This is a genomic window from Polyangiaceae bacterium (assembly GCA_020633235.1).
Lineage (GTDB): Bacteria > Myxococcota_A > Polyangia > Polyangiales > Polyangiaceae > JACKEA01.
This window is the reverse complement of sequence record JACKEA010000008.1, coordinates 410866-435151: the sequence shown is the minus strand read 5'-3', so window position 1 is coordinate 435151 and position 24286 is coordinate 410866. Positions and strand designations below refer to the sequence as shown.

General features: G+C 68.9%; 24 protein-coding genes. 18 read left to right on the top strand and 6 right to left on the bottom strand.

Translation table 11 applies throughout. The annotated features are described in order from the left end of the window. Positions 1–813: a hypothetical protein gene (locus tag H6717_38030; GenBank protein ID MCB9582901.1), complete on the top strand. Its 813-nt coding sequence runs from the start codon at positions 1–3 to the stop codon at positions 811–813. A gap of 4 nt (positions 814–817) precedes the next feature. On the opposite strand, the gene ppk2 is transcribed toward H6717_38030, so the two are convergent. Beyond that, positions 818–1693 carry a polyphosphate kinase 2 gene (gene ppk2, locus H6717_38025; GenBank protein ID MCB9582900.1) on the bottom strand — a complete coding sequence of 292 codons (876 nt, stop codon included), beginning with the start codon at positions 1691–1693 and terminating at the stop codon, positions 818–820. 337 nt (positions 1694–2030) lie between these two features. Here ppk2 and H6717_38020 point away from each other — a divergent pair, with 337 nt between their 5' ends. The 10 genes from H6717_38020 (at position 2031) to H6717_37975 (ending at position 11573) form a co-directional block, all read left to right on the top strand. Continuing rightward, positions 2031–3065, top strand: coding sequence for an MBL fold metallo-hydrolase (locus H6717_38020; GenBank protein ID MCB9582899.1), 1035 nt, complete (start codon positions 2031–2033; stop codon positions 3063–3065). A gap of 41 nt (positions 3066–3106) precedes the next feature. Next, on the top strand, positions 3107–5386 hold the full coding sequence (locus H6717_38015) for a protein kinase (GenBank protein MCB9582898.1): 2280 nt from the start codon (positions 3107–3109) through the stop codon (positions 5384–5386). Further along, positions 5383–6258: a hypothetical protein gene (locus tag H6717_38010; GenBank protein ID MCB9582897.1), complete on the top strand. Its 876-nt coding sequence runs from the start codon at positions 5383–5385 to the stop codon at positions 6256–6258. The genes H6717_38015 and H6717_38010 overlap by 4 nt, the downstream gene beginning before the upstream one ends. Before the next feature lie 46 nt (positions 6259–6304). Beyond that, the gene (locus tag H6717_38005) at positions 6305–6871 is read left to right on the top strand and encodes an RNA polymerase sigma factor (protein ID MCB9582896.1); all 567 of its coding nucleotides are present in this window, start codon (positions 6305–6307) and stop codon (positions 6869–6871) included. Then, on the top strand, positions 6868–7356 hold the full coding sequence (locus tag H6717_38000) for a hypothetical protein (protein MCB9582895.1): 489 nt from the start codon (positions 6868–6870) through the stop codon (positions 7354–7356). Before H6717_38005 ends, H6717_38000 begins: the two co-directional genes overlap by 4 nt. After that, positions 7353–8576, top strand: coding sequence for a hypothetical protein (locus H6717_37995; protein MCB9582894.1), 1224 nt, complete (start codon positions 7353–7355; stop codon positions 8574–8576). Before H6717_38000 ends, H6717_37995 begins: the two co-directional genes overlap by 4 nt. A gap of 15 nt (positions 8577–8591) precedes the next feature. Then, positions 8592–9356 carry a hypothetical protein gene (locus H6717_37990; protein ID MCB9582893.1) on the top strand — a complete coding sequence of 255 codons (765 nt, stop codon included), beginning with the start codon at positions 8592–8594 and terminating at the stop codon, positions 9354–9356. After that, positions 9353–9949, top strand: a complete 597-nt coding sequence (locus H6717_37985) for an HAD family phosphatase (protein MCB9582892.1) — start codon at positions 9353–9355, stop codon at positions 9947–9949. Before H6717_37990 ends, H6717_37985 begins: the two co-directional genes overlap by 4 nt. A 56-nt stretch (positions 9950–10005) precedes the next feature. Then, positions 10006–10509 (top strand): hypothetical protein, encoded by a 504-nt coding sequence (locus H6717_37980; protein MCB9582891.1) that lies wholly within the window; start codon positions 10006–10008, stop codon positions 10507–10509. Between the two features lie 173 nt (positions 10510–10682). After that, positions 10683–11573 carry a hypothetical protein gene (locus tag H6717_37975; protein ID MCB9582890.1) on the top strand — a complete coding sequence of 297 codons (891 nt, stop codon included), beginning with the start codon at positions 10683–10685 and terminating at the stop codon, positions 11571–11573. Here the strand turns inward: H6717_37975 and H6717_37970 are convergent, their stop codons facing one another. Beyond that, on the bottom strand, positions 11574–13709 hold the full coding sequence (locus H6717_37970; protein ID MCB9582889.1) for a diguanylate cyclase: 2136 nt from the start codon (positions 13707–13709) through the stop codon (positions 11574–11576). 99 nt (positions 13710–13808) lie between these two features. Between H6717_37970 and H6717_37965 the strand changes: the two genes are divergently transcribed. The 5 genes from H6717_37965 (at position 13809) to H6717_37945 (ending at position 16905) form a co-directional block, all read left to right on the top strand. After that, positions 13809–14123 carry a hypothetical protein gene (locus tag H6717_37965; GenBank protein MCB9582888.1) on the top strand — a complete coding sequence of 105 codons (315 nt, stop codon included), beginning with the start codon at positions 13809–13811 and terminating at the stop codon, positions 14121–14123. Between the two features lie 99 nt (positions 14124–14222). Continuing rightward, complete coding sequence (locus tag H6717_37960) at positions 14223–15653, top strand: HAMP domain-containing histidine kinase (protein ID MCB9582887.1); 1431 nt, start codon at positions 14223–14225, stop codon at positions 15651–15653. Then, a complete protein-coding gene (locus tag H6717_37955; GenBank protein MCB9582886.1) occupies positions 15650–15931 on the top strand; it encodes a hypothetical protein in 282 nt (93 codons plus the stop codon). Before H6717_37960 ends, H6717_37955 begins: the two co-directional genes overlap by 4 nt. Further along, complete coding sequence (locus tag H6717_37950) at positions 15931–16200, top strand: hypothetical protein (GenBank protein ID MCB9582885.1); 270 nt, start codon at positions 15931–15933, stop codon at positions 16198–16200. The genes H6717_37955 and H6717_37950 overlap by 1 nt, the downstream gene beginning before the upstream one ends. A 75-nt stretch (positions 16201–16275) precedes the next feature. Then, positions 16276–16905 carry a hypothetical protein gene (locus tag H6717_37945; protein ID MCB9582884.1) on the top strand — a complete coding sequence of 210 codons (630 nt, stop codon included), beginning with the start codon at positions 16276–16278 and terminating at the stop codon, positions 16903–16905. Between the two features lie 68 nt (positions 16906–16973). On the opposite strand, the gene H6717_37940 is transcribed toward H6717_37945, so the two are convergent. Next, positions 16974–17177 carry a hypothetical protein gene (locus H6717_37940; protein MCB9582883.1) on the bottom strand — a complete coding sequence of 68 codons (204 nt, stop codon included), beginning with the start codon at positions 17175–17177 and terminating at the stop codon, positions 16974–16976. A 72-nt stretch (positions 17178–17249) separates the two neighbouring features. Beyond that, positions 17250–18155 carry a 2-dehydropantoate 2-reductase gene (locus H6717_37935; protein ID MCB9582882.1) on the bottom strand — a complete coding sequence of 302 codons (906 nt, stop codon included), beginning with the start codon at positions 18153–18155 and terminating at the stop codon, positions 17250–17252. A 39-nt stretch (positions 18156–18194) separates the two neighbouring features. Between H6717_37935 and H6717_37930 the strand changes: the two genes are divergently transcribed. After that, positions 18195–18848 carry a hypothetical protein gene (locus tag H6717_37930; protein ID MCB9582881.1) on the top strand — a complete coding sequence of 218 codons (654 nt, stop codon included), beginning with the start codon at positions 18195–18197 and terminating at the stop codon, positions 18846–18848. A gap of 1 nt (position 18849) precedes the next feature. Here H6717_37930 and H6717_37925 read toward each other — a convergent pair whose 3' ends face one another. Next, complete coding sequence (locus H6717_37925) at positions 18850–20250, bottom strand: hypothetical protein (GenBank protein ID MCB9582880.1); 1401 nt, start codon at positions 20248–20250, stop codon at positions 18850–18852. A gap of 53 nt (positions 20251–20303) precedes the next feature. Between H6717_37925 and H6717_37920 the strand changes: the two genes are divergently transcribed. Next, entirely contained in the window at positions 20304–23507 is a 3204-nt protein-coding gene (locus tag H6717_37920) for a protein kinase (GenBank protein ID MCB9582879.1), read from the top strand. Between the two features lies 1 nt (position 23508). Here the strand turns inward: H6717_37920 and H6717_37915 are convergent, their stop codons facing one another. Then, positions 23509–24270, bottom strand: a complete 762-nt coding sequence (locus H6717_37915) for a nucleotidyl transferase AbiEii/AbiGii toxin family protein (GenBank protein MCB9582878.1) — start codon at positions 24268–24270, stop codon at positions 23509–23511. Positions 24271–24286 lie beyond the last annotated feature (16 nt).

Below are 24286 nucleotides of genomic sequence, written 5' to 3'. Positions count from 1 at the left end.
ATGACGTCGTTCCTCCGCCCCAGTGCTTTGTTCTCCGTCGCCTTGTTCGCTTTCGGCTGTGCCGCTCAGGAACAACCGAAGACCACGGCCAACGACCCGGCGCCCGCAGCTCCCCAAGCGGCTGCGCCGTGTCCCTGCCAACAGCAGAATGCGACGGCCAATTGCGGCAACTGTCCTGGCCGCGGAATGGGCCTGAGACAGGGCATGGGTCCGCGGGGCGGCGGCCGAGGCATGGGTCGCGGTCTCGGCGGCGGCATGGGTGCCGGCGCTTGTGGCATGGGACAAGGCATGGGGCCCCAGGGCGGCATGGGCATGGGTCCCCAAGGCGGCATGGGCATGGGGCCCGGGATGGGCATGGGTCGCGGGCCGGGCGGCGGTGGCGGCATCGGCCCGGGCATCGCCGCGTGCAACGTGGGCAGCACGCCGCTGGACGCGGCGACGGAGAAGGCCGTCGTCCGCGCCTTGCAAGACGAATGGCAAGCGCAGGCCACCTACCAAGCGGCAAGGACTCAATTGATGTCGGTGCGTCTCGCGAACGTGGTGCGCATGGAAGAGCGCCACGCCCAAGCGCTGACCTACGTGCTCGAGACCCACGGCAACGCGGTGCCCGCGCGGCCGAGCTTCACGCCGCCCAAGCTCGGGGACGCCAAGGCCGTGTGCAAGCTGGGCGTGGACGCCGAGAAGAAGAACATCGCCCTGTACGACGAGCTCATGAAGCAGTCGCTACCGGACGACGTGAAGTGCGTCTTCTTGCACCTGCAGCAGGTGTCGAAAGAACGCCACCTGCCGGCCTTCGAGCAGTGCTCGAGCTGAAGCCTCAGGTCTTGCCGTAGTGATCCGGAACGAACGTCTGGTCCGAGATGGGCGGGCGTACGTAGCCGAGCTCCGGAGAAATGGTGTCGCGGACGTGCAACCGAGGCTTCAGCTTGGGTAGCTCCGGCGTCAAATCCTCGTACGGGATCATGGAGAGCAGGTGGCTGATGCAGTTCAGCCGAGCCCGCTTCTTGTCGTCCGCATCCACCACGTACCAGGGCGCTTGCTTGATGTCCGTGTAGGCGAACATCTCGTCCTTGGCCTTGGAGTACTCCACCCACCGCTCGCGGGACGCGAGGTCCATGGGCGACAGCTTCCAGCGTTTGGTGGTGTCCTTGAGACGACTCTGGAAGCGGCGCTCCTGTTCCTCGGGGTTCACCGAGAACCAGTACTTGATGAGGGTGATACCGGAGCGGATCAACATGCGCTCGAACTCCGGGCACGAGCGCAAGAACTCCCGGTACTCGTCGTCGCTGCAGAAGCCCATCACGCGTTCGACGCCCGAGCGGTTGTACCAGCTGCGATCCAAGATCACCATTTCGCCCGCCGCGGGCAGGTGTGCCACGTAGCGCTGGAAGTACCATTGGGTCTTCTCGCGTTCCGTCGGCGCCGGCAGCGCAACCACGTGACACACGCGCGGGTTCAAGCACTCCGTGATGCGCTTGATGGCGCCGCCCTTACCGGCGGCATCACGCCCTTCGAAAATCACGACGACCTTCAGGCCTTCGTGCTTGATCCACTCCTGGAGCTTGACCAGCTCGATCTGCAAGCGGCGAAGCTCTTTCTCGTAGCGCTTGGTTTTGAGCTTCTTGGAGCCGTCGCCCTGTTCGCCATCCTGCTTCTCGACGTCCGCTTCCTTGTCTCGGTTCTTCTTCCCCATCGGCTCCTCCAAAAGCCATGATGCCCGAAGGATCGGCTCGAATCACCGACCCCTGAGGGCGCAGGATGACGACGGACAGCCGAGCCGAAGAATCCGGGGTCCCGTCGCACATTCCTGAGCGACCTTTCTGGCTCTCCTCACACATTCGTGGGTGCTCGAATGCGAGCCTCTCCGGCGGCGCCGGGCGCTTCGACCACGTGATGATCGATCCAAAAAACGTGTTCGTGCTGATGGGGGAGTGAGCCCGACGGTTGCGGCCGGGGATTTCGGCCATACATGTTGGAGTATGCCGGGTTCCGCCTTTGGTAGTCGCGCCGCGGGCCTGCGCCTCGAGCGCATGAGCGCCAGCGCCCAGTGGCACGAGACCGGCTTTCGCAACACCGCCGCCGTGTCCCCGGGGCTCCGCCCCGGCACCACCTGGTCGACCATCGGCGAGTATCTCACCGGTGGGCAGCGGCGCTCTCCGCCCGCGCCGCTCCCCAGTGTGGATCCCCGCGGCGTGTGGGCGCGCCCCGCGGAGACGGGCCTGCGCGCAACTTGGCTCGGCCACTCCACCGTGCTGCTCGAGATCGACGGCGTCCGCGTGCTCACCGATCCGGTGTGGGGCCCCCGCGCGTCGCCGTTCTCCTTCTCCGGACCCAAGCGCTTTCAACCCGCGCCCGTGCCCGTCTCCGCACTGCCGCCGTTGGACGCCGTCGTGATCTCCCACGACCACTACGATCACCTCGACTACCCCAGCATCTGTCAGCTGGCGGAGCTCGGCGTGCCCTTCTACACGTCCCTCGGTGTGGGCGCACACCTGGAAGCCTGGGGCGTCCCTGCGGAACGCATCGTTGAGCTGGACTGGTGGGAGCAGGTCCGACTACCGCAGGCGGAGCTCTGGATCACCGCCACTCCATCGCAGCACTTCTCGGGACGTGGCCTGCGCGATCGCAACCTCACGCTGTGGTCCGGAATGGCGCTCCGCACGGCGCGCCATTCGGTGTTCTTCAGCGGAGACACCGGGCTCACCGAGGAATACGCCCTCATTCGCCGCCGTCTCGGCCCCTTCGATCTGGTGCTGCTCGAGATCGGCGCCTTTCACGAGGCCTGGGGGCAGATCCACCTGGGGCCCGACAACGCCCTCGCCGCGCACGCGTTGCTCGGCGGCGGCACCCTGATGCCCGTGCACTGGGGGACGTTCAATCTCGCGCTCCACGCCTGGGACGAGCCGGTCGAAACGCTCCTTGCCCGCGCCGAGCCAACAAACACTTCTCTATTCATCCCCCGGCTCGGGGCAGCCCTCGAGCCCGCCCGAAGCCACGGCGTCGAGCCCTGGTGGCGCGGCGTGGGTGCTCGCGAGCCGGTCATCTTGCCCGCCGCCGCTGGATAGCGATTTTCCCGCCGCTTCCGCCCTGATCTACACTTCGCGACTTGGACGACGCCAAGCGCGGAGCACGTGTGGGTGGCAGGACCATCGAAGCGCTGCTGACTGCGGGCACGCTCACGACCACCTACGCCGCCGTGAACGATGCCGGCGACAAGCAGGTGCTTCGCGTGCTGCACCCGGAGCTTTCGGAGAGCATGGCAGAGCGCTTTGCCGAGCTCTTGGCGCAGGCACCGGACGTGGCGCCGGAGGACACCGCGCCGCCACTGGAAGTCGGCAGCGAGGGCGACCGCCACTTCGCCGTCGGCCCGCTGTTGTCCGGTGAGAGCGTGGCCGCACTGGTGGCGCGCCGGCCGGGCAAGCTCGCGCCCCGGGAGTGCCTTCGCATTTGCCACGCCATCGCGGAGGTGCTGGCTCGCGCCCACGCTCAGGGCACGCTGCACGGTGCGCTGCATCCGGGTCACGTCTTTTTGATGGACGACGGGAGCGTCAAGCTCCTGGATTTTGGTTTTGTCGGTCTCCGCGCGGAAGCAGCGCGCGTGCGACGCCTCGGCTGGCCGCGGTGGGTTGCCTTCGCGGCGCCGGAAACCGAGCTGGGTACGGCCCTGGTGGACGCCGCGGCGGACGTCTGGTCGCTCGGCGCCCTGGCCTTCTTTCTGCTCACCGGGCTGCCCCCATACGACGGACGAACGGAGCTCGAGCTGGCAGCCAGTGCCCGCGCGCGGCGCCCGATCTCTCTCGCGGAGATCGCACCGCGCGCGCCGCTGGTGCTCACCGAGCTCGTCGATCGCTTCTTGCTCGTCGCGTCCCACGAGCGCTACTCCGACGCGCGCACGGCGCTGGCGGCGCTGTCCAGCGTGGCGGAGCACGCCGAGGTAGCTACTCTTTTGCCGCTGGCGGCGGAGCTGTCCACCATCAGCCGTGCGAGCCCGCTGGCAGCGACGGTGCCGGCGGCGGCCGCCTCGGAAGCGCCGCCGCTGATCCGACTCCCGAACAGCGTGAAGCCCCCCTCGGAACGCGGACTGTTCAGCGCGGAGGGCGCGCCCCCGGTCAGCGCGCGGCCGTCGAAGTGGTGGGATGCGGCGGCGCCGGAGCTGAGCGCGCTGATCCGCGAGGAGCTTTCGCGGGTGAGCGCCTTGGCGCGGTTCGACACCAGCTTTCAGCTGGAGGACTGCTGGGCGGCGGCCCAGGGCGCGGAGACGGATCCCCTCGGCACCGCGGCCGACGTGCTGGATCCGAACGTCCCGATGCTCTCGCTCCTGGGCCGCGAGCTGGCTCAACCGGTGGAGCCGGCGCGGCTTTCGTGTGTGGCGGCGGCCGCGCTCTCGGACGAGACCACGCGCGGCGACCTCGAGCTCACGGCTGCTCCCATGCGTCGTACGGTGGGTGAGCTGAGCGGGACGGATCCGGAGCGGGCGTTGGACGTGACGGCGTTGCTCCTGCGCTCGCTGGTGGGCACGGACGAAGAGCTGCCCGAGCTCGAGCGCATCGCGGCCAACGCGGTGGTGTCGGCCCGGGCCCTGAGCTCTCTGCTCGCCGCGAGCATCCGCAGTCGGTGGAGCGAGGCAGCTCTGGAGCAGCTCACGCGATTGGTGGAGCTGCTCGACGCCGAGCACGCCGCGGCGCTGGCCACCGCGCTGCCGGAGCTCACGGATCCGGCGCTGCAAGCCCGGGTAGTTCACCAGCTGGAGTTCGGCATGTCGGGCCACGAGGCAGCACTCGGCGCCTTGGTGGCGCAGAACGAGCCTCGCTCCGCGCTGGTCATGCTGCGACTCTTGTCCCGCATCGATACTCTGGCGGCGCAAGAAGCGGTCGCGCGCGGTTTCGAGAACCCACACGTGGTGGTTCGCATCGAAGCCTTGGGACAGCTCGAAGGGCTCTCGGGCGAGCGCTTGCGCAAGGAGCTCGCGGCCGTGCTCGACGGCGAGCCCAGCAGCGTCGCGCGGATCCGCACGCTGCGCGAGATCCAAGGGCACGAGGTTCGCGCGGCCGGGCCCTTCATCGCGCTGCGCATCAAGTCTGCAGGGTTCTCGAACTTGAGCTTCGAGGAGCGGCGGCAGTCGCTGAACACCCTGGGCACCCTCATGCCCGCCCGAGCCGAAACCCTGGCCCTCGAGATCCTGCGCAAAGACAAGCTCATCACCCTCGGCTCCCACCAGGAGACGCGCATGCTGGCTGCGGATCTCCTCGGGCGCATCGCCACGTCGGACGAAGCCCTCGAGGTCCTGGAACAGCTCAGTCGCAAGCGCTGGGGCTCGAATCAAGAGCTGCGCGACGCCGCTCGTCGCGCCGTCGAGCAGTTCCATCGCCGTCGGGAGAGCGAATGACTCCCGAGGAGCAGCTCGAGATCTACGCCTGCGCGTTGGTGCTGCTGCGTTCTTCGCATCACGCCCTCGACGAGGTGGCGCAACGCATCGCGGAGCACTCCGGAGAGCTCCTACCGCTCCTCACGCTGGCGGGCACCCAGGACGACGACGCCGCGCGCAGCGTGCTCACCGCCATCGTGGCGGCGGCCACGGCGCGCGCGGCGGGTGCCGACGAGGCAGCGCAGGGAACGATCACGCGGGCTGCGTTGGGTCTGGACGCGGGGCGGGCTCGCCTGGCGAGGGCAGCGGGCATCGATTTGAGTGCCTTCCACCAGCTGCCGGATGCCCTCGACGCGTTGGTCCCGGCGGCCAACGCCGCGGCGGGCTTCGCCGCGCCGCGAGTGGACGGCTCGGTGCTCGCGACCCTGAGCTACGAGGCAGCGTGGCTGGAGCGGGCCGCACGCCTCGGCGATCTGCATCAGGGCGCGTTGATGCCGCTGGTCGCCTCCCAGCTGCTGTTCCTCGCTCACACCTTCGTCGACCGCATCGCGCCCCGCACTGGTGAGCGGCGCTCTCCCGCCGAAGCGTTGGGGGAGCTGTTGATGCTACCGGACACCGACGAGGCACTGCTGGTGGCGATGGTGCGCGCTCTAGGCCCCCTGCCGGTGGGGACCGTGGTGGAGCTGGAAGACGGCAGCTGGGCGGTGGTGAGCCAGCCGGCGAGCTGGGAGCGGGCGCTGTCGCCGGAAGTGCGGGTGGTGGCGAGCCCCGACGGCCACGCGCTCCCGACCCCGGAGCTCCGCACCGGGGTCACAGTGCGCCGAGCGCTGGCTCCCGCCCAAGCGCGGTTCAACCCAGCCCGAGCATTTTTCGCCGTGGTTTCCGACACTTGAGATCCGTGAAATAAGACCCTCACGGCCATCGAAAGGTGGGGTGAGGATGCTTTCGCTCGGAATGGCCCTGCCTCCCGCTCCAGCGCCGCTCGCGGCGCCAGCGCCCCCCCACGAGCTCGAGGAGCTGACGGGGGCGGTGCGTGCCGCCGTCGCCGCAGTGCTGCGACGGGGTCGCTTCGACCCCGACGTGGACGACTGCACCAGCGAGACGCTGCGACGCGCGATGGAAGGCCGTCACCGGCTGCGCTCCGGAGAACCGCTCCGGCCTTGGGTCGTGGGCATCGCGCGCCACGTGGCGCTCGACGCTCTGCGCGCGCGACGCCGCGCCGTCACTCGTCACCACGACGACGACTCGGCGATGGACCGCGTGCCGGACTCCGCGCCGGGAGCCGACGTGAAGCTCGAGCGCGCCGAGCGCGCTCGTCGCGTGCGGCGCGCCCTGGACACCTTGCCCGACGATCAGCGCCGCGTCCTCGAGATGTTTCACCTCGAGGGGTTGGCCTACAAGGAAATCGCACAACGCCTCGACGTGCCCATCGGCACGGTATGCACTTGGGTGTCGCGGGGACGTCGCGCCATGGCGGCGGCCCTCGACGATGGAGTCAGCTCATGACGTATTTGGAACCCGAGCTCGTCTGGCAAGACGACGGGCATCTCGCCGAGACGGCGCTCACGGCCATCGCCGACGGCGAGACGTCCATCATTCCGCCGGACGCGCTTTCGCACCTCGACGCCTGTGACCCATGCCACTCGCGGCTGGGGGACTGCTTGCTGCTCGCGGCCGCGACGCAGCAGGCCTTCGCCGAGGTGCGGGCCGAGCTGCGCTTGCCGTGGGCGGCCATGGCCGGCGCGCTGGTGCTTGCCGCGCTCGGCGCGCTGCCGCTGCTTCTCGAGCTGCCGCTGTGGCTCAGGACCTTGCCGTCCTTCGCGTTGCGCGCCGTGCCCATGGCAGTGCACGGCGTCGCTTCCGCGTTCGGCAGTGATTCCATGGTCATTGCGGCGGGATGGTGCGGCGCAGCGGTGGTGCTGATGGTCGTCGGACTGGCGGTCGCCAAGCTGGCCCCGCGAGAGCTTGCCTGGGAAGGAGGACAGCGATGATGCGCATTGTGATCGCCGGGCTCTTGGCGTTGGCCTGCGCTTGGCCTGCGTCGGCGCTGGCTGAAGTGGAGCGCACGGGAGACTGGAAGGGTGACGTTCCCAAGGTCAGCCTCTCCTTCGACGGAGTACCTCGCAGCGATGCCCTGAAGAAGCTGGCCGACGAAGCCGGCTGGAGCATCGTGGTAGAGGGCGCGAGCAAGGAGCCGGTGGAGGTCCACGTGAAGGATCAGCCCGCCGACAAGGTGCTCGAGCTGCTGCTGTCGGATCGCCGCTACGTGGTGCACCGTGACGGCACGCTGCTGTCCATCAAGCCGGCGCCGGACGAGCCCGCAGCGCCGGTGGCCTCCGCGGCGAAGCCCGCCGAGGAGGCGGGCGGCGTGCTGAAGAAGCAAGGCGAAGATCGCACCGTCACCGGAGGCAACATCCGAGTGGAGAAGAACGAGGTGGTGCGCGACCTCACCGTGATGGGTGGCAACGCGGACGTGCTGGGCACCGTCACCGGCGACCTCAGCGTGATGGGCGGCAGCGCGGTGGTGCGCAACGGTGCCCGCGTGAAGGGCGACGCCACCGTGTTGGGCGGGGCGCTGGAAGTGGAGGACGGCGCTCGCGTGGACGGCGACGTGGGCGTTCTCGGTGGTCGACTACGGCGTGGCAAGTCCGCGAAGATCGGCGGCGACGTGAGCTCCCGCGAGGACGGCGGCTTCTCGCTCACCCGCACCCTGCGCGACGTCGGCAGCGCCATCACTCGCACCGCGCTCTTGTTCGTGTTCGGCGCGGTGCTCCTGGCGCTGGCCACGCGGCGCATGGAATCGATGCAGAAGGAGATCGCCGCACGCCCGATGCGGACCTTCGCGCTCGGAGTCGTCGGCGTCATCGTCTTCGGCGTGCTCGTCGTCGTGCTGTGCGTGACCATCATCGGCATCCCGCTGGCGGTCATCGCAGCGCTGTTGGGCGCCTTCGGAACGTATGCAGGTATCGCAGCGGTGCTGGCCACGGCCGGCGGCGCCCTGGCACACCACAAAACACCCAACGCCTACGTGCACCTCGCCATCGGCTGTTTCGGCTATCTGGTGCTCTCTTCGCTGCCCTGGATCGGTGGGCTGGTCACCGCGGTGGTGGTGCTGATCGGCATTGGCGCCTTGGTCGCGACGCGCGCGGCGGGTTTTGTCCCGTCGCGGCGCCGTCGTGACGACGGCCCCTATCGCACGGCGGAGGCTTGAGGCAGTCTCCCCGCCATGAGACCCGTGGTTCTCGTCGGCGTCGGTGAGCTGGGCGGCTATTTCGCCCAGGGGTTCTTGCGCACCGGCTACCGCGTCATCCCGGTACGCCGCCAGGATTCCATGGCCACGGTGGCCAAGAACAACCCCGAGCCCGAGGTCGTGATCGTCGCCGTGGGCGAGGCGGATCTGGACGACGTGCTGGCGGAGGTGCCGCCGGTGTGGAGCGCGCGCGTGGTGCTGATGCAGAACGAGCTCGTGCCCGGCAGCTGGCAACGCCACGAGATCCAATCGCCCACCGTGGCGGTGGTGTGGTTCGAAAAGAAGCCGAAGCAGCCCGTGAAGGAGCTCTTACCCACCGCCGTGTTCGGCCCCCACGCCATCCCCGTGGAGGCGGCGCTAGGAGCCATGGGCATCGTGACCACGCGCATCTTGAACTACGAGTCCTTGGTGCACGCGCTGGTGGAGAAGAACCTCTACATCTTGACCACCAACATCGCCGGGCTGGAGGTGGGCGGCACCACGAGCAACCTGTGGTCGCGCCATCGGCGCTTGGCGCTGACGGTGGCGCGAGAGGTACTGCGGATCCAAGGCCACCTGGTGGGAGAAGCGCTGCCGGAAGAGAAGCTCCTCGCCAGCTTGGAGCGCGCGCTGCTGGCGGATCCGGAGCACCAGTGCACCGGACGCAGCGCCCCCGGGCGCCTGGCCCGCGCCCTCGGAATCGCCCAAACCGCGGAGATCGACGTGCCCGAGCTCACTCGAATTTCGGAGCTTCCGCGGTGAGCGTTCGCGCGTGGTTGGTCGATCTCGACGGCACTCTGTACCACGCACGCTGGGTGAAGCTGGCGATGGCCGCCGAGCTCGGTCTCTCGGGTTGGACCTCCGTGGCCACGCTGCGTCGCTTCCGGCACGAGCACGAAGTGCTGCGAGCCGAGATGCAATCCGACGTGCCGGATCCATTTCGTTTGCAGGTCGAGCGCACGGCGCAGGCCCTCGGCCGCGATCCCGAGGACGTGGAACGCCGCGTGCGCGAGTGGATGGTGCGACGCCCGTGCAAGTGGATCCGCCGCTTCAAGAACGAAGTCCTGCTCGGAGAGATCCGCGAGTTTCGCGAGGGTGGCGGCCACGTGGCGCTGGTCAGCGACTATCCCGCCCGAGACAAGCTCGCGGCCCTGGGTGACGCTTCCTTGTTCGAGGTCGTCGTCGCCAGCGGCGAGCCGGAAGGTCCCCCGCGCCTCAAGCCGCACCCCGGTGGCTACCTTGCGGCCGCAAAGCGCCTGGGCGTCCCGCCGGAAGAGTGCCTGGTGATCGGAGATCGCGACGACGCCGACGGCGCCGCGGCCCGCGCCGCGGGAATGAGCTTCCGCCTCGTATGACCTAGACTAGGCGCCCGGCGCTTGCCGCCCGCGCGGGACTCTGCGACCACTGCCCCGTGACGTCGCGAGGCGCGCTCGCGCTGCTGCTCTTGGTGTCGGGGTGCTACGCCCATGGCTTCCCCTTCGACGACAAGGTCATGTGCGGCAAGGCGTATCCCATATCGCGCGCCGAATGCGCCGCACTCCAAGCCCGAACCGGCGCCTCGGTGATGGACGCCGGCGTGGTCGACGCAGCGCCGTCCGTCGTCGACGCAGCACCTTCCGCGGACGCAGAGCTCGGCGACACCGGCGCCGCGGCGAGCGTCGTTCCTTGCAAGCGCAAGGGCGGCCGTTCGCCGGACGCGCCCGACGACATCGAGATCGGCTGCACCACGGCCGAGGTCATCGCCGCGGAAGGGCAGCCGAGCAAGCGCGAGAGCGACGCCGTGTGGCTGTACCTCTTTCCGCGCCGCTGCTCCGACTTCCGCGTGCACGTGACGGTTCAGTTCGCCCAAGGACGCGTCGTCAAGGTGACGCGCAAGCGCAAGTACACCGGCGAGCTGTGCGAGCCCGTGGAGTGACGCTCCACGACGGGGCTCGCGCCGCACCGACAAAACCCAGGGACTGCTGGGTGCATTTGGGTGTTGGTGCGGCGCGGAACCTCACGCTCCGCCAAAGCCGCATGTCGCGGAAATCATTCGCAACGCTTTGCGGAGGCTGGCTTTGGGCCGGCCAGCGCGTACACTGCCGCGCCATGCGCTTCGCCCAGCTGTTCAGCCTCGCTTCCGCTTTCGCTTTGTTGGCCTGCAGCTCCAGTGGCGGCGGCGGCGGTGCCGCGTCCTGCGCGGATGGCGGCACGTGCCCGTCCGGCCAGGTGTGCGGGAGCAACGGCGTCTGCGTGTCGCAGGGCACCGGGGGCGGCGGCGGCTTCGGCAACAGCGGCGGCACGGGTGGCGGCTCCGGGGGCTCCGGCGGTGGCAGCAGCGCCATCTGCGGCCAGTCCTGCGACAGCCTGGCGGCGGCGAACTGCCCGGCGGACCCGGGCCACGCCGCGTGCGTCTCGCAGTGCGAGGCGCAGCGTCAAGGAGCACCGCAGTGCATCGCTCAGTACGACGCGTTCCTCGGCTGTCTGCTCGGCGGGCAGGCCACGTGTGACACCAACGGCACTCCCACGGTGAACGTCACGCCGGGGCTCTGCGACGCGCAGAACCAAGCGTACAACACCTGTGTCAGCGGCAGTGGTGGCAGTGGCGGCATCGGTGGCGGCAGCGGTGGCATCGGCGGTGGCTCGGGTGGCATCGGTGGTTCCACCGGCGGGTTTGGCGGCACGGGAGCCACGGGCGGTAGCGGCGGCACCACCAACGGCTGCCAGAACGACTACTTTGGCAAGAACTGCTTCGATCTCACGACCGGCAACGCCACCTGCGACAGCTGCGCGCAGGAGAGCTGCTGCACGGACTTGAACACGTGCCTGCAGGACACCGTGTGCGCGCAGGCCGTGTACTGCTTCATGAACTTCTGCGTGGGCTCGTCGGATCCCATTGGCTGTCTGACCACGACCTGTGCGGCGTGCTCGGGCTCGGCCCAGGGCATCACCACGCTCTCCTGCCTGCAGTCGAGCTGCACCAGCGTGTGCCCGTTCTGATCAGGCGGCACAGCCGGACAGGCGCGGGGCCCACACGGTCACGCGATTGCGGCCACCCCGCTTGGAGGCGTACAGCGCCTCGTCCGTGGCCTTGAACAGGGAATCCCAGTCCGTGCCGGCTTGGGGCGCCGTGGCCACGCCCACGGAGCAGGTGACGCGCAGCGCCCCCGCATCGGAGTGGAACGTGGTGCTCTCGATCTCGCTGCGGATGCGCTCGGCGAGCAGCGCGGCGCCGTCGGAGTCCGTCTCCTCGCACACGATCACGAACTCTTCTCCGCCGAAGCGACCGACCACGTCGGTGTCGCGCTTGGTTCGCTTGAGCACCTCGCCGAAGCCGCGGATCACGACGTCTCCCACGTCGTGGCCGTAGGTGTCGTTCACCTTCTTGAAGTGATCGATGTCGCACACCAAGACGCTGAGGGCCTTCTTGAAGCGCGCGGCGCTCTTCAGCTTCTGCGTCGCGGCTTCGAGCAGCGCGCGCTTGTTGAAGAGGCCCGTGAGGCCGTCCGTGGTGGCCATCTCTTCCAGCCGCTTGACCATGCGGGCGTTGGCCAAAGACACCGCCACGTGGCTGGCCAGCACCTCCAGGGTCGGGCGCACGGCGTCACCAAAGGCCGAACGGCGGCGTGAGCCGAGCACCAGCGTGCCCAGGGCGCGGTCGTGAACCGTGAGGGGCAAAACCAAGAGCGACGGCATGGCCGGGGGCTTCAGCCGGCGCGTGAACACCAACTGCCGCGCGGGATCGTAGTCGCCGCGGTAGGGCAGCGGATGGCGGTTGGCGACCACCATGCTCACGAGGCCCGAGTTGTGGCGGAAGCGCTGACCCAGGAGCTCGTCGCCACCGTCGCCGCTCACGGCGCAGATCTCGTGCTCGCCGGTCTGGCGATCGAAGAGCGTGACCACCGCAAAGTCGAAGCTGGCGAACTCCCGCGCGCTGCTGACGCAGGCTTCCACCACCGCCGCCTCGGTGCTGGCAGCGGCCAGAGCGTCCACGGCGCGGTACAACTTGCCCTGTTCGATCTTGGCGCGCTCGAGCTGGGCGAACACGCGCTCGTTCTCGATGGCGCGCAGGGCAAAGTGCGTGGCCGCGGTGAGCAGCTCCTCCTCGACGCTGGTGAAGGGGTCGCGCTCCTGGCGGTCGACGACCAGCACGCCACGCGCGTGGCCGTTCTCCAAGATCGGCGCCGCGCTGACGGCGCCGATCGCGGGAGGCGCGCCGTAATAGGGCGTGTGGTGCGCGAGCTTGTGGCCGTGCACGCTCACCGTCTCACCCTGGGAGAGCGCGGCAGCGATGATGCCATCCCGCGCGGAGAACGGCCCCGGCATGATGGTGTCGTCAGAGGTGGACAGCTCCCGGATGTGGAGCTTTTCCTTGCTGCCGTCGAGCCACAAGAGCACGGCGCTGCTCAGACCCAAGGAGCGACGCAGGAGATCGAGCGCGAAGGACAGTGCTTGGTGGATCTCCTCCACGCTGGAGCGAAGCAGGCGTTCTTCGTCGTCCGGTGGCGGCAGGGAGGTGCGGTCCAACGCCGAGCTGGGAGCGCCGAGCAGCCGGTAGGAGCGCGCGGCCTCCTTCATGCGCTCGATCTCGCTGGCGATGCGTACCTTCGAGAGGCGACGCACGCGGGCGATCTCCGCGCGGAAGACGACCATGTTCATGAACGCGAACAGACCGATGAGCGCGGCATGAGGCCAGCCCCGTTCCAGCTCGTGGCCGAGGGCCAGCATCTGGATGGCGGCTTCCAGCAATACGGTGAAGGCCACCGTGGCCACCGCTGCGGCGGGTCGCGCGAAGGCCGCGGCCAGCATCATCAGCGCATACACCATGGGATAGAACGGACCCTCGAGCTTTCCCGGCGACGCCAAGATCGCGGCAAAGGCCAGCACGACGAGATGACTGAACACCTCGAAGTCGAGGCGGGCCGTGGAAGCCGGGTTCAGCTTGCCGAGACGGCGCGCCACCCTGAGGCCGAGCGAGGCGATGAGCACGCCCCCCGCGGCAACGCCCATCCATTCCGCCCGCGGCTCCATGGTCCACCAGACCAGGAACGCACCCGCGCCCACACTGACCACCGCGCCGGACGCCCGGGCGCCGGTTCTCTGGAGTGCGATGGAAGCACGAACGAGGGGATCCATTCGTGCTCGCGGTAGCAGCTCCCCGCGCTTTGGGCCCACTTTCCAGCGGGTCCGGCGGGAACTTTCCCGGCGGCTCGCGGGCGCGAAATGATCGCGCCCATGCACGAGCGACGACGCCACCGAAGCGAGATCAAGGGCCAGGCCGCGGAGCTGTATCTGCAGCACGCACAGCGGAGCTTTCGCCTCCAGCAGTTCGTGCTGGCCAACGAGGACGGGCTGGTCATCGCGGCCTCCGAGCCGGGAGAAGACGCCGAGCTATTGGCGGGCACTGCGGAGATTGCGACAGCGAGCCCGGCGATCCACGTCCAGGGCGTGGAGCTCCTCGGCCAGCGCTGCGTGCTCGCTGCGCGCGGTCAGCGTGCGCCGGACATGGGTGCAGCCGCCGCGGCCATGGGACGTATCTTTTCGTCCTGACCGCGCGGTTTCCGCGGCGGACCAACAAATGAGATATCGTCGGTTGGTCCCGTGAAGCCCGGCCTCAGGTTGCAGATCCTGCTCTTGCTGGGCGGGCTGATGCTGCTGGCGTTCGTGCCGCTGTTCTTCGCCGTCGCGACCTACACCAGCCTCACCCTGCAGCAGCTGCGCGACACGAGCGCGCGCTCCCTGGGGCGCGCGGTGGCCGGCCACGTGCTGGAAGCGCGGGCGCGACGCTCGCCGTCGGAGCTGATGGGGCTCTTGGACGCGGAGATCGGCGCCCACGGCGTGGACGCGGTGGGCGTGTACGGGCCGGACGGCAAGCCCGTGGCTCGCGTGGGGGATCCGAAGCTGTGCGACGCGCTGGCCGCGCCGGTGGAGCCGAACCGGGAGGCGACCTTCGAGCTTCAAGGTTCCCACGGTCGCGCCCTGGCGGTGGCGATCCCCGATGCGCGGGGCGTGGTGGTCGCCGTGGTGCGCACGGACGACGACTCGAACCGCGCGGCGCCCTTGGTGCGCTTGGTCGGGCTCTACACCGGCGTGGTGGCGCTGGCGCTTCTGGTGTTGGCCTACTTCGCGCTGACCCGGCTCATCGTGCGGCCGTTGGATCAACTGAGCCGCGCGGCGGAGCGGGTCGCCGGCGGTGCTCGGCGGCTGGAGGTGCCGAGCAGCGGCGCGCGCGAGCTTTCGGAGCTGGGCATCAGCCTCAAGACCATGACCGAAAAGCTCATGGCGGAGGAAGACGCGCTGCGAAACAAGGTCGCCGAAGTGGAGCGGGCGACCCAGCGGCTGGCGGAAGCGCAGGAACGTTTGGTGCGCTCGGAACGCCTCGCCTCCGTGGGGCGCTTGGCCGCGGGGCTCGCCCACGAGATCGGCAATCCGATCGCCGCGCTGATCGGCATGCAAGATCTGCTGCTGGAAGGCGGACTGGAAGACGCCGAGCAGAAGGACTTCTTGCAGCGCATGCAGAAGGAGACGGAGCGCATCAACCGCATCTTGAGGGATCTGCTGCAGTTCGCGCGGCCCGCGGCGGGCAGCAGCGCGGGCGCGGAGCCGAGCCCCGGTGACGTGGAGACGGCCGTGTACGACGTGGCGGCCCTGGTCGCGCCGCAGAAGGCGATGCGCGAAGTGGACCTCGCGGTGGACGTGTTTCCGGAGCTTCCGGAGGTGGCGCTGAGCCGCGAGCAGCTGACGCAAGTGTTGCTCAATCTGGTGCTCAACGCCGCTGACGCCTGCGGACCGGGAGGCCACGTGAGCCTCGCGGCGCGGCCCAAGGACAAGGGCGTGGAGCTCACGGTGTCGGACGACGGCCCGGGGGTGGCGGAGGCCATCCGGGACCGCTTGTTCGAGCCCTTCGTCACCACCAAGGACGTGGGCAAGGGCACCGGCCTGGGCCTGGCGGTGTGCCGCGGCCTGGTGGAAGCCGCGGGCGGTACCATCAATCTGGACACTACGGTGGAGCGCGGCGCGCGCTTCGTGATCGAGCTGCCGCCACCGACCCCCAAGTCCAGCCAGCGAGGACGATCATGAAAGACACCCGCCGATGTCCCAAGTGCGCGTCCCGCCGGATCTTGTTCGTGCGCGACGTGGCCGACGCCAGCCACGGCTACGAAACGCGCGTCGAGCTGTGGCAGCTGGTCCGGTCCGAGGACGCCGCCGGGAACGTCACCCGCTCGGGCTTCGTGCAGGCCTGCGTGTGCCAGGGTTGCGGCTTCACCGAGCTGTACGTGTGGAAGCCCGAGACCCTCGTGGCCAACGGCAAGGACGTGATCCTGCTCGGCGCCGCCGAGGACACACCGTACCGCTGATGCGCACCACCCACCGTTGCCCCAAGTGCGACTACCGTCAGGTGCTCCACATTCCTCGGCTGGTCGACCTGGTGGCGATGCCCCTGGGCAGCGAGCTACCCGCGGTGCGGGAGCTGGCCCGCGTCGAGAACCCAGGGAAGGGCAAGGCGCGGGTGATCCGCATGGGGGTGCTGGAGGCCTACGTGTGCGCCAGCTGCGGCTTTACCGAGCTGTACACCCAGAACCCGGAGCACATCGTGGTGGACGGGAACGTGGTGCGGCGCCTGTAGTCGTTGCGGCAAATGCAACGAGCCGATTCAATCATTCTAATGGCGGCGAGAGTTTTCCGTCGTCATGCTGAGACCATGAAGCTTTCTTGGAGATGGGGAGCCCTCGCCGTCGTGGCGCTGGGAGCTTCGGCCTGTGGCGGCAGCTCGACCTCCGACGGCTCCGCGGGGGCCGGCGGCTCGGCGGGGTTCAGCCAGGGTACGGGTGGCAGCGGCAACACGGGAGGCACCGCTGGGACGGGCGGCAGCGCGGGGATGGGTGGCACCGCGGGCGCAGCCGGGGCAGCCGGCAGCGCAGGCGCAGCGGGGGCCGGCGGCACGTGCGTGCCCAATCCGGATCCGCCGCCCTTCGCGCAGCCCACCTGCGCGGATCTCGATCACCTCACGGTGACGAACGCCTACGTGGAGAGCGACCTCGCCCCCGGAACCCAGGTGCTGCTTCACGTCACCCTGAACGAGGTCATCGGCGAGGCCTTCAACTACTACCCCGGTGTGGTGGTGGAATCCGACGACCCCGGCGTGACGGCGAGCGACGGCAACTGGCTGTTCGCGATCCTCGCCTGCCAGAGCACCGACGTGCCCATTCAGCTCACGGTCGCCAAGAGCCTGACGCCCGGCACCGTAGTGACCCTCACCGCCAAGGTCGCCATGCTGAACCAGGACTGCCCCGGCACGGATTCCACCAAGCTGACGCTCACGGTGAAGTGACGGTCGACAGGAAGTCGATGCGTTCGAGCCGATCTCGAATGGCGCCGAGACGCTGCTCGATCAGGTGCTCATCCACCACTGGCACGCTCCAGTAGTCGCGAACGCGCTTCCGCCCCTTCGACCACTGCGCGCGCGCGAATCGCCGCGCCGATCTTGGCGAGCTGCGGCGCAAGCTCGGTGTACGCCCGAATGGCGTCGACCTCGAGCTGCTGCATGGCGCCCGGAACACGCTCGAACAATGGTCGACCGAAGGCTGCCACTTCGCGCCTCAAGATGACAGAGGTGGACGGTGACTCCAGGCACGGGCTGCTTCGATGATGGTGTCTTCGACTACCGACACACGACTAGTCTAGCAGGCTCTCGCTGAGGGACGGTAGCAGGTCTCGCGAACGTTCGAGATGAGCGGACGCCAACAGCGCGGACGCTTTGTCGCTGAGCGGCGTCGGGATCCCGTGTCGCGCGCCGAGCCGCGCGATCACGCCGTTGCGCGCGTCCCACTCCAGCGGCTCACCACGCATGCGATCGCGGTAGATGGACGGCTCGCCGCCCCGGGTGACGTTCACGGTCCGCTCCGCGATCTCCGTCGCCGCGTCGTCGCTCAGGGCCACGCCCTCGGCGCGGGCCACGCGTGCACACTCCCGCGCGAGGCCGCGGGCGAGGTCGAGCTTCTGCGGGTGCGCGATCTGCGGCAGCGGCTTGCCGGCCAGGGCCGCCAGGGCGCCGCTCACCACGTTGAGACACAGCTTTTCCCAGGCGGCGCGGCCGAAGTCCGCCGTCACTTCGGCGCCCACGAGCTCGGCGAAGCTCCGCCCCTTGGCGTCGTCCGCCACCGTGAAGCGCGCCGGCCCGCGCTGCACGACGTGCCCCGGCGCCACGCGCTCCGCCGGGCAGCTCACGACCACGGCCACCACGCGCTCCGGCGGCACCCAGCGCGCGACGCGCTCCGCGTGCTCCACGCCGTTCTGCAACACCGCGACGCGGGTGTGCTGCGCGACCAACGCGCTGAGCCATGCCCCCGCGCCCTCTACTTGATGGGCCTTCGTGGCGAGCAGCACCCACGCTGCAGGCTCCACGTTGCGCGGGTCCGTCACCACCCCGAGCGCGAGGCGCCGCGATCCCTCCGGCGAGTCCCACTGAAGCTCGCGAAATCCTTGGCGCACGCATGCGACCACGTCATGTCCGCGCTCGATCGCGCGCCCCGCGGCCACGCCGCCGATCGCCCCCGCGCCCACCACGACGATGCCACTCACGCTTCCCCCTCGAGGTTCCGTCGCTTACCCTCCGCGCGCATGAACGTGATGTACCTGCTCCCCGTGGTCGTGATCGTCGGCATGCTCGTGTACGTCTTCTGGTACCGCTCGCAGCTCGCGAAAGCCGTGGCCGCCGGGCACGGCCCCATCATGTTCCACAACACCTTCGCCGGGTACTTCAAGGGCCTGGCTCCGGAAGAGTACATCGTGGCGCTGTGGCAAGGCCTGGCCTACACCGGCAACCAGAGCACCGCGGGGCAGGTGGCCGGCGCCGTGCTCAACGAGATCAGCTCCAAGGCCGTCGGCTTCTCCAAGTACACGCCGCAGGTGTTCGTGACCCTCACGTCCCATGGCCGCGTGCTGGTCGCCGAGGAGTACAGCGACATGGGGCAGCGCGGGAACTACAAGGACGTTTGCGTGTGGACGCCCGGAGCGCAGGCCGTCACCGGGCAGGCCGCCGTGCCCGAGCACCAAGGCCCGCCGCCCAAGAATCCGTTCAATCCGTCCGTGACCCTCGAGCTCGCCGCCGTCAGCGGTCCCGACGGCGCGCGCTACCCGTGTTGGCTCTCGCCCCAGAGCCTGGAAGTGACGGGCGCCCAGCGCTCCATCTCCGCGGTGCTGCCCGTGGCTCCGGAGATCGCCGCGCAGACTTGGGCGAACGCCGTGCAACAAGCGAAGCCGCAGGCGGCGTAGCTCACGGCGTGCAGCTCAAGTCGACTTCCTGATAGTAGTTGGCGTTCACGCTGACGTAGCTCGCCTCTACGTAGGTATTGTCCGTATCCAGGGAGATGACGTCGTTCGCCTTGTAGCTGATGCCGCCGTAGTCTCCGATCGTCGAGCCCGCGCCGAAGGTTCCGCTGCACACATCGACCTTGCCAACGCCTCCGCCGCCGAAGGAGGTGAACAGGATGTCGGAGCCGCCCGTCCAGCTGCAGCCATTGAACTGGACGTTCTCGGTGTCGAACACGATCACTCGGCCGTCGTACCCCGCCTGATTGAAGCTGCAGCCTTCGAAGATCTGGTTGTCCGCGCCCGTTGCGCCGCTGCCGGCGCCCACCACCACCATTCCGGACTTGTTGCTGGAGTAGAGATCCGGATCGCTGGGGTTCGGATCCGTGAAGCTACAGTTCTTGAAGGTGTTGTTGGCCGCGAAGCACTTGATCGAGCGGCGCTCCCAGTCCAAAAACTTCACGTTGGTCCACTGGGTTCCACTGTTCGTGGCACTGATGTCGTAGCCGGTCGAGAATATCGCGACGTTCTGCGCATCCTCTCCCCAGCAATCACGGATCGTCGCGTTCTTCACGTCCAAGGTGATGGTGCTGGTAGGAACGGCCTTCCAGTAGATCAAGTACCCGTTCGCAGCTCCCAAGGAGTCGGTGGTCACGCCGTTGGATGCCCCGATCACGTCGTCGGCGTCGCAGCCGTCGAAGGTCCAGGTCCCGTAGGCGTCGTCGTCATCGTAGAAGTTGATGTAGAAGGCCGCCGGGCTGTTCGAGTTGGGCTGACGAAAGCCAGTGGCGTCCACGTTGATGAAGCTCACCCGCGAGTCTGCCTCCACCCCGCGACCCGCAGTCTTCTTTCCATCGACCTTCAGATTGGACATCGCCGTGAGACCGCCGTTGCTGGCGCGCTTGTCCACCAAGATCATGGGCAAGAGCGCGGTCTGCGTCATGACGGTCGCCCCATTCCAGTAGATCGCATGGGCGAACGCCTGATCGAGCTTCAAGGTCTCGCTGATCAGGAACGTGGCACTGGAATCGGCCACCAACTCAGCCTCAGCATCCAGCGCGGCTTGCAGGGCCGCCGTGTCGTCCGTGACGCCATCCCCCACGGCTCCGTACTTGCTGAAATTGACGGCGGTGGCCGGGGGAGCATCGACGCTCGGTCCGTCGTCTGCCGCGGCGAGCGTGCTGCCGTCCGCCACACCGCCGTCCGTCGTCGCTCCATCGTCCGAGGGAGTGGCATCCGTCAGTGCGCCGTCCTTCGCCCCAGCATCGACCGCCGAGCCGGGGCCGGCCGATTCGTCCCCCGAGCAAGCGCCCGCAGCCAAGAGCAACGCCCCAATCAATGCCCCGAAAGAAACCCGCCTCCACATGCGTTCCAGATTAACGGTGGTTCCGCGGCGCACCAACAAACTCTTGCATCTGGATGTTGGCTCGGCGCGGTACCGTTGCGGACGGCATCGTGGACGTCGGATCGTATGAAGTAACGGAACTGCTCGGCCGCGGCGGGATGGGCGAGGTGTACCGCGGCGTGCACCGGCCCTCCGGCGCGCCCGTCGCTCTCAAGACACTGCGCGCGTCGCGCACGGGGGCGGACGCGCATCGGCTGTTGATCCGCGAGGCGGCGGCGGCAGCGCAGCTCTCGCATCCGAACATCGTGTACCTCATCGACGTGGTGAGCGCGGCGTCGCAGCCGTTCTTGGTGCTGGAGCTGGTGGAGGGCGGGGACGTCGAGAGCTGGATCGACCAGTGGCCGGGGTGGCCGGCGGTGGCCGATGCGCTCGATCAGACGCTGAGCGGGCTTGCGGCCGCGCACGCCGCGGGCATCGTGCACCGCGATCTCAAGCCGGGCAACCTGCTGCGGACGTCGTCCGGGCAGATCAAGATCGCCGACTTCGGCATTGCGGAGGTGGTGGACCCGCTGCGCGAGGTGAAGGACCCGGTGTTCGGCGGCACGCCGCTGTACATGGCTCCGGAGCAGCTGGAGCCCGATGGCCAGCAGGGACCGTGGACGGATCTGTATGCCGTGGGCGTGATCTTGTTCGTGCTGCTCTCCGGTCAGGGTCCCATCGATCCCACGAGCTCGGGTTGGCGCGCCGCCAAGAAGCGGCCGAGTCAGCTGGTCCCACGCGAGGGACTGGTGTTGCCGACGGCGCTGACGGATCTCGTCGCGCGCTTGCTCGCCGTCGATCCCCGCGAGCGCCCGCGTTTCGCGGAGGAAGTGCGGCAGGCGCTGCGCGAGGTCTCCGTTCGGGATGAGGTGATCCGCACACCGGTGACCACCACGGATCGCGCAGCGGCAACGCTGCTCTCGGAGAGTCGCGCTGGGCGCACGGCGCTGTCGTCTGCGCCGACGGCCAAGGCCAGCTCGTCCCTGGAGAGCGCGCCCACCGCGGCGGTGACGGCAGTGTCGCTGGTTCCGCCGGAGCTTCGCACGCTGCCCTTCGAGCTGCCGGCGCCGTTGGATCCCTTCACCGCGTCGTCGGTGCTTCGGCTGCGCGCGCCCGCTCTGGTGGCGCGCAGCGCCGAGCGCGAGGAGCTGCTCGCCGCGATGCACGCTCCCGAGGGCCCGCGCACGTTGCTGTTCATCGGGGAAGCGGGCGTCGGCAAGAGCCGCATCGCCCGCTGGGGCCTTTCGGAAGCCGAGCGCAACGGCTGGATGGAAAGCGCGGCCGTGGGCTACGACGTGGCCGGCACCACGGACGGCTTGCGGCGCGTGCTGCGCCGGCTCTTGGGCAAGGACGGCGCGGCGTGGCGGCAGCTAGACGACGCCGACGCGCTGCGCGATTGGCTCGCGCCGGGAAGCGGCGTCGCGCTGCCCGAAGCCGCGGCCGTCGCGCTGGCCTGCGAAGCGCTCACGGCCCTGTCACGGGTTCGGCCCTTGTACCTGTGGCTCGACGACGTCGGCTGGGCGCGGGATGGAGCCCTCGCGTTGGTGGAGCGGCTGCAGCGGGAGCAACGAGCGCGGATGACGTGCGTGCTCACCGCTCGCAGCGGCACCACGGAGCACCCCTTGGTGCGCGAGCGCCTTGCCACGCTCGCACAGCTGCCCGGAGTCGTGCGCCGAGAGCTCGATCGCCTGGACGCGGAAGAACGCATGGCGCTGCTCACGGCCGTCGCGCCGCTCTCGCCCGACACCGCCCGAGAGCTCGCGCAGATCGACGAGACGTCCCTGGTACTCGCGCAGCTGGTGCACGACTGGATCGGCAACCAAGAGCTGATACCCACGGAGCAGGGGCTGGCCCCGGCTTCGGGTCGAAGCATCAGCACGCTGATGGCGGAGCGCCCGCTCGATCGTCTACTGGCCAGCCGCATCGCGGAGCTGATCCACGCCTTCACCGATCAGCAAGACGAAGCCGAAGGTCTCGTGATCCGCGCCGCGCTGCTCGGTGCGCGCTTCGAGGAAGACGACTTGGCTCGCTCGGCCGCAAACGTCCCGAGCGAGCTCCTGCGCGACTTCATCGGGCGCGCGCTGCTCCACGGCATTCTGCGCGCCGACACTCCCGGTAGCTATCGCTTCGAGCATGGTCTGTTGTGCGATGCCGCGCGCGCTCGCCTCGAGAGCCGGCCGGATCGCCGCGAGCTCCTGAGCCAGGTGGCGTGGGCGTTGGCGCCGAACCAGGGCACCCAGCGGCCCGAGGTGCGCATCCACGCCGCGCGCTTGCTACGAGAAGCCGGCGACTACGAGGGCGCCATTCGCCAGGTGTACGTGGCCACCAGCGAGCTCGGGTTGATGGGCTGGTTCGACGCGGCGGAGGAGCACTTGACCCGCGCCGTAGGTTGGCTCGAGGACGACGGCGTCGACACGCGCCAGCTCCAAGCGATGCTGGCGCTCACTCGCGGCGCCCTCGACTACTACGCCATGCGTTACGAATCCTCGCTGAAGCACGCCGCCGAAGGCATTGCGCTCGGCCGCGAGCTCGAAGACGAAGGCTTCGTGCAGCGCTGCCACTGCCTCGAGGCGAGCGTGCTCTTCTACCAACGCAAGATCGAAGCGGCGGAAGCCTTGTCCCGAGCGGCGCTGGCGGCGGATCTCGGCGGCAGCCCGCTGCGCCCGGAGGTGCAGCTACTGGCGCAACACCGTCTCTCCGAGGTCGCCGTGCTCCGCGGAGATTTCGACGAGGCTTCGGAGCTCTTGCGCAAGGTGCTGGCGCTCGCCGACGCGTCCTCTGCCCTGTCGCGCTCCTACGAGTTCTTGCCGCTGGAGCTCGCGGAGCTCGAAATGGCCCGCGGCAACCTGAGCGAGGCCGAGCGCTTGATCGAAGAAGTGGAAGCCATCGCGGCGGATCGGCGGCGCCAGAACTGGAGCACCTTGACCAACGACACGCGGATGCGTCTGGAAGTGACGCGTGGCGGTGGCACGCGAGATCGAATCGAGGCGCGGGCCGCGGAGCTCCGCGAGCGCGGCGACTTGTGGCGCTACACTGCCCTGTGCCTGCTCGCCGCCCTGGCCGAGCCCACGGACGCCGGCGCCGTGCAGCGTTTCTTCGAAGCCTTCGACGCGTGCCCCAACGAAAAGGCCTTCACCCTGTTCGCCCTCGCGCGCTTGGCGGAGCGCCTCGACGCCCTGGGGCAGCCGATTCTCGCCGCCGGCGTGCGCGAGCGCCGCGCGCGCGTCGTCGTGGAGTGAGTCAGTCGTCGACCACGCGGGGAAGCACGCCACCGGGTCGCCCGAAGTGGGGCCTCGCGTCGGGCACGGCCGCCGGATTGCCCACGAACGCTCCGCGCGACTTCGAGTAGTAGAGGCAACCCAGCTCGTCCGGCGGCCGGGAGCGAACGAACGCATCGGCTTCGTCCAACGCCGTGAGCCACTCCCGCTTCAGCTCTGCGAGGTCTGGCGCTCCCGTGAGGTGCAGGCGCTTCAGGTCCTCCGTACGTACGGTGCCTCGACGGCGTAGCAGGTCCAATAGCAGGGCTGGAGTGAAACCCGGATCCTTCCCGCTCGCGGCCCAGCACAGTGCGCCCAGCGGCAAAACGCGACGATGGACCTCCATGATGTCCAAGAAGTCGCGAGGCTCGTTCCTGCCGGCGAGCGCCAAGAGCTTGTTGATGGCGAGATCCATCGGATGCAGCTGGTATCCGGCCACTTCGTGTTGGATGGTTGGCAAGAATCTCCAGGCGCTATCTTGTGCCCAGTCCACTTTCGTGGCGTCTGGGTCCTGCTTCACGATGGCGCGGATGAAACCCGGCTGCTCGATCAGCACATCCAGCTCGAGGCCGGCGGCCTCCAAGGTCTCGCGATCTTGCGCAAAGGCGGAAGCGACACGCGCCTCGGAGTCTTGGAAGAAGTCCAGGTCGTTGCTGTAGCGCTTGGACTGCGGCTCCAAGTGCAGCGCCGCGCCGCCCGCCAGATAGCTGTCTGGCGGGCGATTCGCGCAGAGCAGCTTCAACACGAAAGCTTGAAACGAC

Excerpts from the sequence above, each read along its gene's own strand:
- H6717_38030 (MCB9582901.1), top strand. The coding sequence starts at position 1 with ATGACGTCGTTCCTCCGCCCCAGTGCTTTGTTCTCCGTCGCCTTGTTC.
- ppk2 (MCB9582900.1), bottom strand. The coding sequence starts at position 1,693 with ATGGGGAAGAAGAACCGAGACAAGGAAGCGGACGTCGAGAAGCAGGAT.
- H6717_38020 (MCB9582899.1), top strand. The coding sequence starts at position 2,031 with ATGAGCGCCAGCGCCCAGTGGCACGAGACCGGCTTTCGCAACACCGCC.
- H6717_38010 (MCB9582897.1), top strand. The coding sequence starts at position 5,383 with ATGACTCCCGAGGAGCAGCTCGAGATCTACGCCTGCGCGTTGGTGCTG.
- H6717_38005 (MCB9582896.1), top strand. The coding sequence starts at position 6,305 with ATGCTTTCGCTCGGAATGGCCCTGCCTCCCGCTCCAGCGCCGCTCGCG.
- H6717_38000 (MCB9582895.1), top strand. The coding sequence starts at position 6,868 with ATGACGTATTTGGAACCCGAGCTCGTCTGGCAAGACGACGGGCATCTC.
- H6717_37995 (MCB9582894.1), top strand. The coding sequence starts at position 7,353 with ATGATGCGCATTGTGATCGCCGGGCTCTTGGCGTTGGCCTGCGCTTGG.
- H6717_37990 (MCB9582893.1), top strand. The coding sequence starts at position 8,592 with ATGAGACCCGTGGTTCTCGTCGGCGTCGGTGAGCTGGGCGGCTATTTC.
- H6717_37975 (MCB9582890.1), top strand. The coding sequence starts at position 10,683 with ATGCGCTTCGCCCAGCTGTTCAGCCTCGCTTCCGCTTTCGCTTTGTTG.
- H6717_37970 (MCB9582889.1), bottom strand. The coding sequence starts at position 13,709 with ATGGATCCCCTCGTTCGTGCTTCCATCGCACTCCAGAGAACCGGCGCC.
- H6717_37965 (MCB9582888.1), top strand. The coding sequence starts at position 13,809 with ATGCACGAGCGACGACGCCACCGAAGCGAGATCAAGGGCCAGGCCGCG.
- H6717_37960 (MCB9582887.1), top strand. The coding sequence starts at position 14,223 with ATGCTGCTGGCGTTCGTGCCGCTGTTCTTCGCCGTCGCGACCTACACC.
- H6717_37955 (MCB9582886.1), top strand. The coding sequence starts at position 15,650 with ATGAAAGACACCCGCCGATGTCCCAAGTGCGCGTCCCGCCGGATCTTG.
- H6717_37950 (MCB9582885.1), top strand. The coding sequence starts at position 15,931 with ATGCGCACCACCCACCGTTGCCCCAAGTGCGACTACCGTCAGGTGCTC.
- H6717_37945 (MCB9582884.1), top strand. The coding sequence starts at position 16,276 with ATGAAGCTTTCTTGGAGATGGGGAGCCCTCGCCGTCGTGGCGCTGGGA.
- H6717_37930 (MCB9582881.1), top strand. The coding sequence starts at position 18,195 with ATGAACGTGATGTACCTGCTCCCCGTGGTCGTGATCGTCGGCATGCTC.
- H6717_37925 (MCB9582880.1), bottom strand. The coding sequence starts at position 20,250 with ATGTGGAGGCGGGTTTCTTTCGGGGCATTGATTGGGGCGTTGCTCTTG.
- H6717_37920 (MCB9582879.1), top strand. The coding sequence starts at position 20,304 with ATGTTGGCTCGGCGCGGTACCGTTGCGGACGGCATCGTGGACGTCGGA.